Source organism: Cellulosimicrobium sp. SJTW-1 (assembly GCF_047716875.1).
Lineage (GTDB): Bacteria > Actinomycetota > Actinomycetes > Actinomycetales > Cellulomonadaceae > Cellulosimicrobium > Cellulosimicrobium funkei.
On the sequence record NZ_CP136680.1, the window covers coordinates 738,357 to 753,045 of the forward strand.

11 protein-coding genes are annotated in these 14,689 nt (G+C 75.5%); 6 read left to right on the top strand and 5 right to left on the bottom strand.

Translation table 11 applies throughout. The annotated features are described in order from the left end of the window. Positions 1-22: 22 nt before the first annotated feature. Complete coding sequence (locus tag RSE42_RS03420) at positions 23-1,477, bottom strand: sugar porter family MFS transporter (RefSeq protein ID WP_085386556.1); 1,455 nt, start codon at positions 1,475-1,477, stop codon at positions 23-25. Positions 1,478-1,715: 238 nt separating this feature from the next. Between RSE42_RS03420 and RSE42_RS03425 the strand changes: the two genes are divergently transcribed. The 3 genes from RSE42_RS03425 to RSE42_RS03435 all read left to right on the top strand — a co-directional run bounded on the left by RSE42_RS03425 (position 1,716) and on the right by RSE42_RS03435 (position 4,575). Beyond that, a complete protein-coding gene (locus tag RSE42_RS03425) occupies positions 1,716-2,315 on the top strand; it encodes a hypothetical protein (RefSeq protein ID WP_043655142.1) in 600 nt (199 codons plus the stop codon). A 632-nt stretch (positions 2,316-2,947) separates the two neighbouring features. Further along, positions 2,948-3,568 (top strand): DUF47 domain-containing protein, encoded by a 621-nt coding sequence (locus tag RSE42_RS03430; RefSeq protein ID WP_021482999.1) that lies wholly within the window; start codon positions 2,948-2,950, stop codon positions 3,566-3,568. 5 nt (positions 3,569-3,573) lie between these two features. Further along, positions 3,574-4,575 (top strand): inorganic phosphate transporter, encoded by a 1,002-nt coding sequence (locus RSE42_RS03435; protein WP_021482998.1) that lies wholly within the window; start codon positions 3,574-3,576, stop codon positions 4,573-4,575. A gap of 124 nt (positions 4,576-4,699) precedes the next feature. On the opposite strand, the gene RSE42_RS03440 is transcribed toward RSE42_RS03435, so the two are convergent. The 3 genes from RSE42_RS03440 to mshD all read right to left on the bottom strand — a co-directional run bounded on the left by RSE42_RS03440 (position 4,700) and on the right by mshD (position 9,106). Then, positions 4,700-5,737: an NUDIX hydrolase gene (locus RSE42_RS03440; RefSeq protein ID WP_389299976.1), complete on the bottom strand. Its 1,038-nt coding sequence runs from the start codon at positions 5,735-5,737 to the stop codon at positions 4,700-4,702. A gap of 3 nt (positions 5,738-5,740) precedes the next feature. Further along, the gene (locus RSE42_RS03445) at positions 5,741-8,005 is read right to left on the bottom strand and encodes an RNA degradosome polyphosphate kinase (protein WP_043655147.1); all 2,265 of its coding nucleotides are present in this window, start codon (positions 8,003-8,005) and stop codon (positions 5,741-5,743) included. A 66-nt stretch (positions 8,006-8,071) separates the two neighbouring features. Next, positions 8,072-9,106: a mycothiol synthase gene (mshD, locus tag RSE42_RS03450; protein WP_137279709.1), complete on the bottom strand. Its 1,035-nt coding sequence runs from the start codon at positions 9,104-9,106 to the stop codon at positions 8,072-8,074. A 219-nt stretch (positions 9,107-9,325) separates the two neighbouring features. Between mshD and RSE42_RS03455 the strand changes: the two genes are divergently transcribed. The 3 genes from RSE42_RS03455 to RSE42_RS03465 all read left to right on the top strand — a co-directional run bounded on the left by RSE42_RS03455 (position 9,326) and on the right by RSE42_RS03465 (position 13,484). Further along, positions 9,326-10,621 (top strand): MFS transporter, encoded by a 1,296-nt coding sequence (locus RSE42_RS03455; protein WP_144721537.1) that lies wholly within the window; start codon positions 9,326-9,328, stop codon positions 10,619-10,621. 240 nt (positions 10,622-10,861) lie between these two features. Continuing rightward, complete coding sequence (locus RSE42_RS03460; protein ID WP_043655169.1) at positions 10,862-11,992, top strand: FAD-dependent oxidoreductase; 1,131 nt, start codon at positions 10,862-10,864, stop codon at positions 11,990-11,992. Between the two features lie 40 nt (positions 11,993-12,032). Beyond that, a complete protein-coding gene (locus RSE42_RS03465; protein ID WP_415297870.1) occupies positions 12,033-13,484 on the top strand; it encodes an MFS transporter in 1,452 nt (483 codons plus the stop codon). Between the two features lie 102 nt (positions 13,485-13,586). Here the strand turns inward: RSE42_RS03465 and RSE42_RS03470 are convergent, their stop codons facing one another. Then, positions 13,587-14,558 carry a pentapeptide repeat-containing protein gene (locus RSE42_RS03470; protein WP_415297871.1) on the bottom strand — a complete coding sequence of 324 codons (972 nt, stop codon included), beginning with the start codon at positions 14,556-14,558 and terminating at the stop codon, positions 13,587-13,589. Positions 14,559-14,689 lie beyond the last annotated feature (131 nt).

Consider the following 14,689-nt stretch of genomic DNA (forward strand, 5'->3'; position numbering starts at 1 on the left):
CGGGCGGCCGCCCGCGCGACGACTACTGGGGCGCCCGGCGATCCGCCGTGGTTCCCATGTCCTCCAGCTCGACGCCCTTCGTCTCGGGGACCTTCGCGAGGACGAAGACGAAGGACAGCGCCGCGAAGACGGCGAACGCGGTGTACGGGACGGAGGCGCCGAACGTGTCGAGGGCGGGCTTGAAGGCGATCGTGACGGTGAAGTTGGCGAGCCACTGAGCCATCGCCGCGACGCCGAGCGCGGCGGCACGGATGCGGTTCGGGAACATCTCGCCGAGCAGGACCCAGACCAGCGGCCCCCAGGAGGCGCCGAAGAACACGACGAAGGCGTTCGCCGCGACCAGGGCGATCGGCCCCCAGGGGTCGGGCAGCGAGATGTTGTCGCCGCTCCCGCTCGACTGGGTGAACGCGAACGCCATCACGGCGAGCGAGACGGTCATGCCCGCGGAGCCGACGAGGAGGATCGGCCGTCGGCCCACCCTGTCGACCAGGACGATGGCGACGAACGTCACCGCCACGTTGGTCACGGCGGTGATCGTGGAGAACAGGAACGACTGGCTCTCGTCGAAGCCGACGGTCTGCCACAACGTCGTGGAGTAGTAGAAGATCGCGTTGATGCCGACGAACTGCTGGAACACCGAGAGCAGGATGCCGACCCACACGATCGGCTTGAGGCCGAACGTCGACCCCCGGAGCGTGCCCTCCTGCGCGTTCTTCTCGTCGACGACGATCGAGCGGTGGATCTGCGCGATGCGGTCGTCGACGTCCTCGTCCGGGCCGAGCACGGACTCGAGCACGGCGCGCGCCTCGTCGTCCCGGCCCTTCGCCACCAGGTACCGGGGCGACTCGGGGATGCGCAGGGCGAGGATGCCGTAGACCGCCGCGGGGACGACGCAGACGAGGAACATCCAGCGCCACGCCTCCCACCCGAGCCACAGCTCGTTGGACGCCCCGCCCGCCGTCTCCGCGAGGAGCTGGTCGGAGAGCAGCGCGGCGAAGATGCCGATCGTGATGGCGAGCTGCTGGAGCGAGCCCATGCGGCCGCGCAGCCGGGCCGGCGCGATCTCCGCGATGTACGCGGGCGCGATGACCGACGCGATACCGATGCCGACACCCGCCATGAACCGCCAGATCGCCAGGTCGAAGGCCGACCACGCGATCGCCGAGAGGATCGAGGAGACGAAGAACAGGACGGCGCCGAACACCATGACGCGCGTGCGGCCCCACCGGTCGGCGAGGCGGCCGCCCGACCACGCGCCGAGCGCGCACCCGAGGAGAGCGATCGCGACGACGAGGCCCGTCACCGCGGAGTCGAGGTCGAACTGGCCCTCGATCGCCGCGACGGCGCCGTTGATGACCGAGCTGTCGAACCCGAAGAGGAAGCCGCCGACCGCGGCCGCGACGGCGAGGCCGATCGCCTTCCGGTGGGCGCTCCGCTCGCTCACGGTCCTCTGACCTGCTGCGCCGCTGCTCGACATCTCGCCCTCCGCTCCGTCCCGGAGCCGGTGGCAGCTCCTGTCGTCCCTCTGTCGTCACTGTAGGGCGGGGTGCGGACCGTGGCGCGGCGAACGAGGTCCGGCCCCGAGCACCCCCCGGAGGCTGCGCGCGTCGCGGGCCCGGGTGGAGACTGGGCGGGTGCCAGACGACGTCCCCACCCCCGGAGCCCGGCCCGACCCCGGTCGGTCCGACCGCACGCAGCGACCTCGCCGCCCCGCCATGCTCGACCCGCGCGACGCCGACGAGCTGCCCGGCGAGCTCGACCCCGCGCTCCGCGACCGGGTCGCGCACACCACCGCGCACGCCATCGTCCACCGCGCCCGCGACACCGAGGACCCGGAGGTCGTCGAGCGGCTCGTCCACCTCGTCGAGACCGAGGGCCTCGACGTCGTGGCCGGCCTGTGGTCCGACGCCGCCCCCAACTCCCTGCCGGGGGCACTCTGGCGGCTCTACGTGCTGCGCGAGTGGGTGCGCCGCGACCCGCAGACCGTCACCCTCCGCTACCGGCTCGGCGTCGACGCGGCGCCCGTCCACGAGGCCATCGCGGGCGTGCCCCGGCCGCCGGGGCCGCAGGACGTGCGCGACCTCGCCGACGCGGTGCTGTCCGGCGTCTTCACGGGCGACCTCGCGGTCGCGCTCGAGCGCGCCGGGTCGTTCTGCCGCATCCTCGCCACCGGCGCCGCGTTCGACGCCGACGCGCGCGAGGTCGCCGACCCCGACGGCGCCCTGCGCACGACCCGGGGCGCGGGCTCGCTGCTGCGGACCGCCCAGGAGCTCGAGCACGCCGCCGAGCTCTGGCGCGCCGACCGCCTCGACTGAGCGCGCGTCCCTCCCCGCCGCGGAGGCCCCGGTCGTCGCCGAGCAGGCGAACCTGGCGCGTCCGTGCCACCTGACGCGCCCGGACCGCCTGCTCGACCGACCGGGACCACCTGGTCGGGCCCGTCGGGACCCCGCGGGCGCGGAGGGTGCGGGATCGGCGGCGCCGACGCACGGCGGGCGGGGGCGGTCTCGCGGAGCGCGAACACGGGTACCCCGAGCGGGGTGCGGCACGTACGATGGATCTCGACGCCGGGCCGCGGTAGCCCCGGGCTCCACACTCAGCCGCTACGAGCGGCCACGCGCCGAGAGGCGCTCCCGGTCCGGCGTCACTAACTTCCCCTCGCGCCCACCGCGCACCGCCTCTCGTGCGGTGCGCGGGCGCGGTGGCCGCACCGGCGACGAGGCCGGGCGCAGGCTGTGGGCGTCCTGAGCATCCGGGACCTTGGGCCCGACGATTCCAGCATCGCTCCGCGCGTCGGCTACATTTGACGAGAGTTCGACGTGCGTTCACCGAGAGATCATCCGACCAGAGATCGTGACCACCCCGGCCGTCCGGTCCTCCCGGCGGTCGAGCGGCCCCCGCGGCCGACGCCAGCTCAGACCCCTACCCCGCGTCCCTTCCGGAGCCCCCCGTGCGCCTGCGCCTGACACCGCGCGACACCTCGTTCTTCGACCTCCTCGCCGCCTCGGCGCAGCACCTGGTCACAGGGTCCACGCTCCTCGCGGAGCTGCTGGGGGCGGACCGCCCCACGCGCAAGCAGCTCGCGAAGCAGCTGAGCGAGACCGAGCACCTCGCGGACGACGCGACGCACTCGATCATGCGACGCCTCAACCAGACGTTCGTCACGCCGTTCGACCGGGACGACATCTACGCCCTCGCGTCGGCGCTCGACGACTGCATGGACTACATGGAGGAGGCGGCCGACCTCATCGTCCTCTACAAGGTCGACGAGCTCCCGGCCCGCGTGTCCGAGCAGGTCCAGGTGCTCCAGCGGGCGTCGGAGCTCACGGCCGAGGCGATGCCGCGCCTGCGCTCGATGGACGACCTCCCCGAGTACTGGGTCGAGGTCAACCGCCTGGAGAACCAGGCGGACAAGGTCCACCGCAAGCTGCTCGCCGAGCTCTTCGACGACGTGTCCGACCCGGTCCTCCTCATGAAGCTCAAGGAGATCGTGGAGGTCCTCGAGCAGGCGGCCGACGCCTTCGAGAAGGTCGCCAACACGGTCGAGACCATCGCCCTCAAGGAGTCCTGAGCCCCGTGGAGGCAGTGCTCGTCGTCGTCGTCGTGGCCTTCGCCCTGGCGTTCGACTACACGAACGGGTTCCACGACGCCGCGAACGCCATCGCGACCTCGGTGTCGACCCGGGCCCTCACACCGCGCGCGGCGCTCCTCATGGCGGCGGTGTTCAACCTCATCGGCGCGCTGCTCGGCACGGCCGTGGCGCAGACCATCGCGGAGGACATCGTCGCCGTCGGCGACGTGCCACCCCACCAGGGTCTCGTCATCGTCCTGTGCGGGCTGGTCGGCGCGATCACGTGGAACCTCATCACGTGGTGGCTGGGCCTGCCGTCGTCGTCGACGCACGCGATCATCGGCGGCCTCGCGGGCGTCGGCCTCGCGTCCGGGATCACGGTGCACTGGGACGCGATCCTCGACAAGGTCGTGCTCCCCATGATCTTCTCGCCGCTGATCGGCTTCGGCCTCGCGTTCGCGCTCATGGTCCTGCTGCTGTGGGTGTTCCGGAACGCGGCGCCCGCCCGGGCGTTCCGCCGGTTCCGGATCGCGCAGACGGCCTCCGCCGCCGCGATGGCGCTGGGCCACGGTCTGCAGGACGCGCAGAAGACGATGGGCGTCATCGTGCTCGCCCTCGTGGCGGGCGGGTTCCAGGACGACAACACGATCCCGCTGTGGGTCAAGCTGTCGGCCGCGACGGCGATCTCGCTCGGCACCTACGCGGGCGGCTGGCGCATCATGCGCACGCTCGGCCGCAAGATCATCGAGCTCGACCCGGCGCGCGGCTTCGTCGCCGAGTCGGTGTCCGCCGTCGTGCTCTACGCCAACGCGTTCATCTTCCACGCGCCCGTCTCGACGACCCACACCATCACCTCGGCGATCATGGGCGTCGGCGCGACCAAGCGCCTGTCCGCGGTGCGCTGGGGCGTCGCCAAGAACATCGGCGCCGCGTGGGTCCTGACGATCCCTGCCGCCGCGCTCGTCGCGGCCGTCGTCTACTGGATCCTCAGCCCCATCCTGCTCTGACCCCAGGGCACCGGCGACGCCGGTCCCCTCGCACGACGACGGCGCCCCGTCGGAGGCCTCGCGGCCGCCGGCGGGGCGTCGTCGTGCGTCCGGACGTCGCGGCGCGGGGACGCCGGTGCGGGTCTCAGTGCAGCGGCGGGGCGACCTTCTCCGCCGCGACGACGCGTGGGCCCTTCGGTGTGCGCGCCACGTGGGCCACGATCATCTCGCCGGGCTCGAGGAACGGGTCGTGCGCGGGCAGGGCGTTCGCGACCGGGCGCCGCGAGTGCTGGCCGAGGACGTCGAGCACCGTGGGCAGTACGGGCCGGTGCGTGCACAGCACCGACGACCGCTCCGCCTCGAGCAGCTCCCGGACCGTCCGCGCGACGCGCGCGGGGGACCGCTCGTGCTGCGCCTCGGTGAGGTGGTCGATGCTGACCGGGGCGAGCCCCGAGGCGGTCGCGTAGGGCGCGATCGTCTGGGCGCAGCGGTCCCAGCGGCTCGTGACGATCGTCTCGACGCCGTAGGCCGCGAGCACCGGCACGAGCGCGACCCCCTGGGCGTGGCCAGCGGGCGTGAGCGGACGGTCCTGCTCGTCGCCGTGCCACGCCGACCGCGCCACGGCCTTGCCGTGGCGCGCGATGACGACGACGTGCGTCGCGAGGCGGCCCTCGTCGCGCTCGCGCACGAGCGCCTCGAGCGGCGCCCGGTCGGCCTGCCGCGTGAGGCGCCGCGCGGCGTCGTCCGCGGAGAGCCACGCGGCGCGGTCGATCTCCTGGGGCGACACCGGCGGGACGGGGGCGCGCGCGGCGAGCGCGCCGGCGTCGGACCGGCTCGACGCCCTGCGGGCGGCCCAGTAGTGCACGCGCTTCACACGGCCCTCGGGCGTGAGGTACTGCAGCCCCGGGAGCGGGACGCCCAGCACGACCGGCTTGCCCGTCTCCTCGGCGACCTCGCGCGCCGCGGCCGCCTGGAACGTCTCGCCCGGGTCGAGCTTGCCCTTGGGCCACGACCAGTCGTCGTAGCGCGGCCGGTGGACGAGGCGCACCTGCAGCTCGTCGTCGCGCACGCGCCACACGAGGGCACCGGCCGACTCGATGACGGGCGCGTGCGACACGTGCGTCGGGCCGAGCGTGTCCACGAGCGGCACGCCGCCGCGGAGCGCGGAGGACGGCACTCCCATCCGCTACCGCCTCCCGACGAGCCGGCGGCGCTGTCGCTGGACGAGGCTGGCCTGGAGGTCGACGAGCGGCGAGCCGTCGGGCGCGGTGTCGGGGCGGTGCCACGTGCCGTCGGCGTCGAGGTGCCACGACGCGGTGCGCTCGGACATCGACGCGTCGAGCAGGTCGAGCAGCTCCATCACCTGGTCGGGGTCGGTGATGCGCACGAGCGCCTCGACGCGGCGGTCGAGGTTGCGGTGCATGAGGTCGGCCGACCCGATGAACACCTCCGGGCCGCTCTCCGGCCCCTCACCGATGGCGGGGCCGGCGGAGTTGGCGAACGCGTAGATGCGCGAGTGCTCGAGGAAGCGCCCGAGGATCGAGCGCACGCGGATGTTCTCGCTCAGCCCGGGCACGCCCGGGCGGACGGCGCAGATGCCGCGCACCACGAGGTCGACCTTCACGCCCGCCTGCGACGCGCGGTAGAGCGCGTCCAGCGTCGTCTCGTCGACGACGGAGTTGACCTTGATCTTGACCCACGCCTCGTGGCCCTCGCGCGCGGCGACCGCCTCGCGGTCGATCCGCTCGACGAGGCCGGAGCGTACGGTGCGGGGTGCGACGAGCAGGCGGTGGAACCGCGACTGCGGCGCGTACCCGGAGAGCTGGTTGAACAGGCGCGTGAGGTCCTGCCCGACGTCGGGGTCGCACGTGAGCAGGCCGTGGTCGGTGTAGAGGCGCGCCGTCTTCGGGTGGTAGTTCCCGGTGCCGACGTGGCAGTAGCGGCGCAGGCCGTCCGACTCCTGGCGCACGACGAGCGAGAGCTTGCAGTGCGTCTTGAGCCCGACGATCCCGTACACGACGTGCACGCCCGCCTGCTCGAGCTTGCGTGCCCACGAGATGTTGGCCTGCTCGTCGAACCGGGCCTTGATCTCGACGAGCGCGAGCACCTGCTTGCCCGCCTCGGCCGCGTCGATGAGCGCGTCGACGATCGGCGAGTCGCCCGACGTCCGGTACAGCGTCTGCTTGATCGCGAGCACCGCCGGGTCGGCCGCCGCCTGCTCGAGGAACGTCTGCACCGACGTCGAGAACGAGTCGTACGGGTGGTGCAGCAGGACGTCGCGTTCGCGGATCGCGGCGAACACGTCCGTCGGGGACGAGCTCTCCACCTCGGCGAGGAGGCGGTGCGTCGTCGGGACGAACGGCGGGAAGTGCAGGTCGGCGCGGTCGAGGTCGGCGATGAGGTTGAGGCCCGTGAGGTCGAGCGGCAGCGGGATCTCGTACACCTCCTCCTCGACGACGCCGAGCTCGCGCACCAGCAGCGCGCGGATGCGCGGGCTGATGCCCGGCGTGAGCTCGAGGCGCACGGGCGGGCCGAACCGGCGGCGCAGCAGCTCCTTCTCCATCGCCTGGAGCAGGTTCTCCGCGTCGTCCTCCTCGACCTCGACGTCCTCGTTGCGCGTGACGCGGAACAGGTGGTGCTCGCGCACCTCCATGCCGGGGAAGAGGTGGTCGAGGTGCTGGGCGATGACCTCCTCGATCGGCACGAACGACGTCGGCCCGCGGTCGGGCGACGCCGTCTGCGACGTCGGCGCGCTCGGGCGGCCGCGCGCGTCCACGGCGATGAACCGGGGCAGCAGCGGCGGCACCTTGACGCGCGCGAAGTGCTCCTTGCCGGTCGTCGGGTTCGCCACCACGACCGCGAGGTTGAGCGAGAGCCCCGAGATGTACGGGAACGGGTGCGCCGGGTCGACGGCGAGCGGCGTGAGCACGGGGAAGATCTGCTTGCGGAAGAACTTGTGCAGGCGCTCCTGCTCGCGCGTCTCCAGCTCGTCCCAGTGGACGAGCGTGATGCCCTCGGCGGCGAGCGCCGGCTGGACCTCGTCGGCGAAGACCCGCGCGTGCCGCGCCATGAGCTCGTGCGCGCGTTCGCTGATCGCGTCGAGCACCTGGCGCGGCGACAGCCCGGAGGCGGCCGTGACCGCGATGCCCGTCGCCATGCGGCGCTTGAGGCCGGCGACGCGGACCATGAAGAACTCGTCCAGGTTCGACGCGAAGATCGCGAGGAACCGCACGCGCTCCAGGAGCGGCTGGCTCGGGTCCTCCGCGAGCTCGAGCACGCGCTGGTTGAACGCGAGCCAGCTCAGCTCGCGGTCGGCGAACCGGTCGTCGGGCAGCGGACCGAGGTCGAGCTCCGCACCGACCGGTTCGATCTCGGGTTCCTCGGCGATGTGCTCCGCGATGTGCGCGGCGAGGTCCGGGTCGAGGGTGCGCTGCGTGGACGTGTCGGTCATGGGTTCATGGTGGCACCAGTTGATGAACGGTGCGTGACGCGGGTCACCGCGCGGTCGGTGCGGGGGTCAGCGGGCGGGCCGCGCGTACTGCACGTGCACGGCACGCCGCACGAACCCCGCCCGCTCGTAGGTCCGCACCGCCGGGACGTTGTCGCCGTCCACGTACAGCACCGCCGTGCGTGCCCCGCGCTCCGCGAGGTGCGCGAGCCCGACGGCGGTCAGCAGCCGCCCGAGCCCCTCGCCCTGGGCGGACGGGACCACGCCGACGACGTAGATCTCGCCCTCGCGTGCGCCGTCCGGCTGGCCCGTCGGGATCTTGGTCCAGACGAACCCGACGAGCTCGGGCGCACCGTCGCCGGGCGCCGGGTCGCGCTCGAGGAGCAGGAGACCGGCGGCGTCGAACCAGTCCTCGCGCATCCGCGCACGCAGGTCGTCGACCGTGAGCCGCCCCTGCTCCGGGTGGTGCGCGAACGCGAGCGCGTTGGCCCGGACCCAGGCCGCGTCGTCGTCCCCGGGCACGAACGCGCGCAACCGCAGACCCGCCGGGACGGCGGGGCGCGGGTGCTCCGCCGGGCCGCCCAGCGGGCGCTCGAGCACGAGCAGCTCCCGCACGACGCCGTACCCCGCCCGCGCGGCGAGTGCCTGCGCCGCGGGCAGGTCGCCGTGGGCCCACACGCGCAGCGGCGGGACGTCCCTGCCGGGGGAGGGCGCGCCGTCCGTCGCGGCCCCGTCCGGGCCGCGCTCGTCCGTGGCGCGCTCGTCCGCGGTGCGCTCGGACGGGCGCGGCTCGACGGCGCGGTCCGCGGCGCTCCCCAGGAGGTGGAACCCGAGGCCGTGGCCGCGGTGCGCCGGGCGCACGACGAGCTCCGCGCTCGGCGCGTCCCCGCGCTTGTCCACCTGGGCGTAGCCCGCGAGCTCGCCCCCGCGCCACGTGAGGAGGTGCACGACGTCGTCGGTCGCCTCGCGCAGGTTGAGCAGCGGCTGCTCCGAGAGGGGAGCCACACCGTCCTCCCGCTCCGCCGCCGCGGCGAGGTCGTGGACCTGCGCGATCTCGACGTCGTCGATGAGCGGCCCGGTGTGCCAGAGGATCGCGGTCTCCACCGGTCCATCTTGCCCCCGGCGCCCGCGCACGACCGAACGCGCGCCACCCGCGCCCGCGGGACGCCGTCATCGTCGCGGGAAGGTTCGGGCCGGGGTGACGGTTGTCACGTCCGTGAGCGAGCGGCCGTGAGGCGCGGGACCCGGAGGGCCGCGTCGGCCTGCCCGCCCCGCCGTCGTCCGACCGGTCGGACGACGGCGACGGGCTGAGAGGCAGGCGGCATGGGCGCGTGCGCGGTCGAGGAGGCGGCGGAGGCCGCAGCAGGGCGGGTCCCGGTCCCGGTGACGGTCCCGGCCCGGCTGGTCGGGGAACCGACGGGACCGGCCGTCTGGTCGCGGGACTTCCGGTACTACTTCACCGCGCGCAGCGCGGGGCTGCTCAGCTGGGCGATGCTCCCGGTCGCGGTCTCGGCCGGGCTGCTCGCCTCGGGCTACGGGCTCGCGGTCGCGGGGTACGCCATGGCGTTCCTCGTCGCCCCGTTCGCGGGGCTCGTGCTCTTCGGCGGCGTGCTCGCCGACCGGTTCACCGCGCGCCGGATGATGATCGTCGCCGACCTCGCGAACCTCGCCGCGCACGTGCTCCTCGCGGTCCTGTTCGTGCGGGGGATCGACCACCTCTGGCACCTCTACGCCCTCCTCGCCGTCGCCGGCACGGCCAACGCGCTGTTCCAGCCCGGCGCCGCGTCGACCGTGCCGCTCGTCGCGCGCGACGTCCAGGGGGCCAACGGCGTCCTGCGGACCTCCGAGGCGATCACCGGGCTCGGCGGCCCGGCGCTCGCGGGCGTCCTCGTCGGGTTCGGGTCGACCGGCGGGGTGATGATCCTCTCCGCCGTCGCCTACGCGACGAGCGCGCTGTGCCTGCTCGCGCTCCGGCTCGGCGTCGTGCCGGCGCCCCCGGCGGGCGCGGGCCTGTGGCGCAGCCTGGCCGTCGGGTGGCAGGAGTTCCGCTCCCGCACGTGGCTGTGGGGCGTCGTCGTCATCTGGATGGTCTACGCGGTGCTCGCCTGGGGGCCGCAGCTCCCCCTGGCGGCGAGCGTCGTCGTGCCGACGCACGGGGCGACCGCGTTCGGCGTGCTCAACAGCGCGCTCGGGGTCGGGACCGTGGTCGGCGGGCTGCTCGCGATCCGCTACCGGCCGCGGCGGCCGCTCGCCGCGGGCGCCGTGGCGCTCGTGGCCTACCCGCTCTACCCGCTCGGCCTCGTGCTGGGCTGGCCGGTCGGGGCGCTCGCCGTCGCGCAGGTGCTCGTGGGCGTCGGGGTCGGGGTGTGGGGCGTCATGTGGGCGACGAGCGTCCAGACGCAGGTGCCGGGCGACGTGCTCAACCGGGTCCACGCCTACGAGGTCGCGGGGTCGGTCGGGATGTACCCGATCGGGGCCGCGCTGGCCGGTCCCGCCGTCGCCGCGTTCGGGACGGACCGGGTGCTCCTGGTGGGCGCGGTCGTGGGGACGCTCACGGTCGTGGCGCTCCTCGCCGTCCGGCCGATCCGCACGCTCCGGCGGGTCCCGGACCTCCCCTGAGCGCGCGCCGCACGCGCGGCGGCGCGTCGCCGAGCACGGGGTTGCTCGCCGTCGACCACGGGGTTGCGGTCGTTCAGAGCGCGATGACGACGGCAACCCCGTGTTCGGCACCTCACCTCGGGGTGGGGGAAGGTTCTGTCGGGGCGGGTCGTTGTGGTCGGCGTGAGCGAGCGGAACCACGGGCGAGAGACGGCGGCACCGGGCACGGCGGGCGCGGACCTGCTCGGCCCGGGCGGGGCCGTGCACGACGTCGTGGTCGTCGGTGCGGGCCAGGCCGGGCTGTCGTCGGCGTACCACCTGCGGCGCGCCGGGCTCGACCCGCTCGTGCTCGACGGCGGTCGCGGCCCGGGCGGCGCGTGGCAGGACCGCTGGGACTCGTTGACCATGGCCGAGACGCACGCGGTGCACGACCTCCCGGGCGTCCCGCTCCCGGCCGGTGACCCGGGCGAGCGCGCCAACGTCGCCGTCCCGCGCTACTACGCCGCGTACGAGCGCGAGAACGACCTGCGCGTGGTGCGGCCCGTCACGGTGCACGACGTGCGCGACGACCCCGACGACCCCGCGCTCCTGCTGGTCCGCGCCACGGTCGGCGCCGGGCCGGACGCGCGCGACGGCGTCGTCCGCACGCGCACGGTCGTCAACGCGACCGGCACGTGGACCCGCCCGTTCTGGCCGCGCTACCCCGGGATGGAGACGTTCCGCGGGCGCCAGCTCCACACGCACGACTTCCGCGCCGCCGAGGACTTCGCGGGGCAGCACGTGGTGGTCGTCGGCGGCGGGGCGTCGGCGACGCAGCTCCTGCTCCAGATCGCGCCGCACGCGTCGGGCACGACGTGGGTGACGCGCCGCGAGCCCGTGTGGGTCGAGGAGGAGTTCTCGCCCGAGCTCGGCCGGGCCGCCGTCGCGCGTGTCGCGGAGCGCACGGCCGCGGGCCTGCCGCCCGGGAGCGTCGTCTCGGTCACGGGCCTGCCGCTCACGCCCCGGTACCGCGCGGGGATCGCGAACGGGGTGCTGCGGCGTCGGCCGATGTTCGCGCGCGTCACGGCGACCGGCGTGGAGTGGGCTCCCGGCGCGAACGACGACGGCCTCCTGCACCAGCCCGCCGACGTCATCCTCTGGGCCACCGGGTTCCGCGCCGCGCTCGACCACCTCGCGCCCCTCGGCCTGCGTGCGCCCGGCGGCGGGATCGTGCTCGACGGCACGACGGCGGCGAGCGACCCGCGCGTCCAGCTCGTCGGCTACGGGCCCAGCGCCTCCACGATCGGGGCCAACCGGGCGGGGCGCGAGGCGGCGCGCGGCGTGCTGCGGGCGCTCGGCCGACGGCCCGAGCGCGGCCCCGCGGCAGGATCTCGGCGACCGGTGGCGGTGTGAGGGCTCGTCAGCGCCCGCCGTCGAGCCCTAGCGTGCACCCGTGAGCACCGAGTCCTCCCCGGCCCCCGACCCGTCCGCCGCCCGCGAGCCCGCCCCGGTCGCGGTCGACGCGCCTGCCCTGCCGACGCAGCGCCGCACCCTGACGACCCTCGTCGCGACGCAGGTGCTGTCCGGCGTCGGGGTCGCGAGCGGCATCGCCGTCGCACCCCTCGTGGCGTCGGCGCTGTCCGGGTCCGACGCCATCGCGGGGCTCACCTCGACCTCGGGCGTCGTCGGCGCGGCGCTCGTCGCGCTGCCGCTCGCCCAGGTCGCGGGCCGACGCGGTCGGCGGCCTTCGCTCCTGCTCGGCTTCGGCCTCGCGACGGGCGGCGCCGTCCTCGCGACGGTCGCCGTCCTGCTGGGCTCGTGGCCGCTGCTCGTCGTGGCGATGCTGCTCTTCGGCTCCGGCACGGCCGCCGGTCTCGCCTCCCGCTTCGCCGCGACGGATCTCGCGACGCCGCAGCGCCGGGCCCGCGACCTGTCCGTGGTGGTCTGGGCGACGACCGTCGGGTCCGTCGTCGGGCCGACGCTCGCGGGCGTCGCCGACCGGGTCGCCGGGCCCGCCCTGCGCCTCGGGGACGCGCACGCCGAGCACGGGAGCACCGCGGGGAGCACCGCGCCGAGCGCGGCCCCGTTCGTGCTCGCGACGCTCGCGTTCGCCCTCGCGGCGACCGTCGTCGCGGTGTGGCTGCGCCCGGACCCGCTGCTCGCGTCGCGCGCGCCGTCGGGGGCGGGCGCGGCGGGGTCCGGCGCGGAGGGTTCCGGCGCGACGGGTTCGGGTGCGGCGGCCTCCGGTGCGGCGGGTGGTGACGGGGGTGCGCCGGGCGCGGGCGGAGCGCCGGGCCCGGCGTCGTGGCGCGACGGCCTGCGCGCCGGCTGGGCCGTCGTCGCGGCCAGCCCGACGGCGCGCCTCGCGCTCGGCGCGATCGTGCTGAGCCACCTCGTCATGGTCGGCCTCATGTCCATGACCCCGGTCCACATGAACCACGGCGGCGCGACGCTCCAGGTCGTGGGTCTCGTGATCAGCGCCCACATCGCGGGCATGTACGCGCTGAGCCCGGTCGTCGGGTGGCTCGCGGACCGGCTCGGGCACGCGCGCGTGCTGTACGCCGGAGGCGCGCTGCTCCTCGCGGCGGCGGTCGTCGTGGCGGGCGCGCCGGGCGAGGACTCCGCGCGCCTCACGGTCGGCCTGGTGCTGCTGGGGCTCGGGTGGTCGTGCGGGCTCGTCGCCGGGTCGGCGCTGCTCGTGGACGCGACGCCGGGGCCGTCGCGCACCGCCGTGCAGGGCCTGTCGGACCTCGCGATGAACACGGGCGGCGCCGTCGGCGGCATCCTCGCGGGCGCGATCATCGGGTTCTCGTCGTACGGCGCGCTCGCGTGGGGTGCGGCGGCGCTCGTCGTCGTGTGCGCGGTCGTGGCGGCTCCGCTCGCGCGGCGGGCTGCGCTCCGCTGACGACGGCCGCCGAGATCGGCACCCGGGGGTGGGATCGGTGGTCGCGACCGCCGATCCGGTCTGCGGGTGCCGATGTCGCGGGGTGGGCGGCTGCGGGCAGGGTCAGGCGAGCACGGCCGGGAGCGCCGTGCGCTCGTCCCGGCGGACGGCGCCGACCTGCGCCGGGGTGAGGAACAGCGCCCGGGAGAGGTCGGCGCCGCGCGCGTCCGCGCCCCGCAGGTCGGCGCCGAGCAGGTCGACGGCGTCGAGCCGCGCCCCGCGCAGGTCGGCACCGAGGAGCAGCGCGCCCCGCAGGTCCGACGCCGTCAGGTCCCGCCCGCGGAGGTCCGCGCCGACGAGGTCCGCCCCCGGGCGCAGCCGACGACGCACCCCCGTGCCCGGAGCCCGGAGTGCCGGCGGGGCGTCGGGCGGGGCCGCTGCGCGGGCGGTGCCGTGCGGCGACGCGGCGTCGCGGCGGCCGTCCCGGTGCCGGCGGTCGCGCGCCTGCGAGCTGTCGCGCGCCGCGCCGCGGGCCGCGTCGCGCACGAGCGCGCTCGCGCGGTCGACCAGCGGGCCGACGGAACGACGGACGGCGCCGACGTCGAGCGCGAGCAGGTCCGCCGCGGCGAGGTCGGCGAGCGGTGCGGTGCGGTCGAGCGCCTGCCGGGCGTCGTCGTGCACGGCGGCGGCCGCGGGGAGCGCGAGCACCTCCGCGAGGTACCAGAGCAGCTCCTGGAGCTGCGTGACGACGGGCAGGGCGGCGAACGCGTCGCGCGCGGCGGCGGGGTCGTCGCGCCAGGTCGCGCCGTCGTGCGCCGCCCGGACGGCGGCCGTCACGCGCTGGCCCGCGCCCAGGCAGTCGTAGGCGACGCAGCCGGGAAAACCGGACTCGGGCAGCCGGGCGTGGATGCCGCAGCCGAAGTCGGTGCGCAGGTTCGGGCAGGGCGTGCCGGCAGGCTTGTCGATCGCGAAGTCGGCGGACCGCACGAGGTGCAGGCCCACGCAGCACAGGCCCGTGCAGCGGGAGCAGTCGCTGCGCAGGTCGAGCTGCTCGGCGAGGAGGGCGCGGCCGTCGGCCGCGGGGACGCGGGGCACGCCTCGACGCTACGCCGTCGTGGGGACGCCGGGCACGGGCAAATCGCGGTGCGCACCGGCCGGGCGGTCGGCGCACGAGAACGGGGCCGGTGCCGTCGTCGCGCGGACGACGGCACCGACCCCGTGGTCGA

Bases quoted from the DNA above. Each gene is read 5' to 3' on its own strand.
- RSE42_RS03420 (WP_085386556.1), bottom strand. From the start codon at position 1,477: ATGTCGAGCAGCGGCGCAGCAGGTCAGAGGACCGTGAGCGAGCGGAGC.
- RSE42_RS03425 (WP_043655142.1), top strand. From the start codon at position 1,716: ATGCTCGACCCGCGCGACGCCGACGAGCTGCCCGGCGAGCTCGACCCC.
- RSE42_RS03440 (WP_389299976.1), bottom strand. From the start codon at position 5,737: ATGGGAGTGCCGTCCTCCGCGCTCCGCGGCGGCGTGCCGCTCGTGGAC.
- RSE42_RS03455 (WP_144721537.1), top strand. From the start codon at position 9,326: ATGGGCGCGTGCGCGGTCGAGGAGGCGGCGGAGGCCGCAGCAGGGCGG.
- RSE42_RS03445 (WP_043655147.1), bottom strand. From the start codon at position 8,005: ATGACCGACACGTCCACGCAGCGCACCCTCGACCCGGACCTCGCCGCG.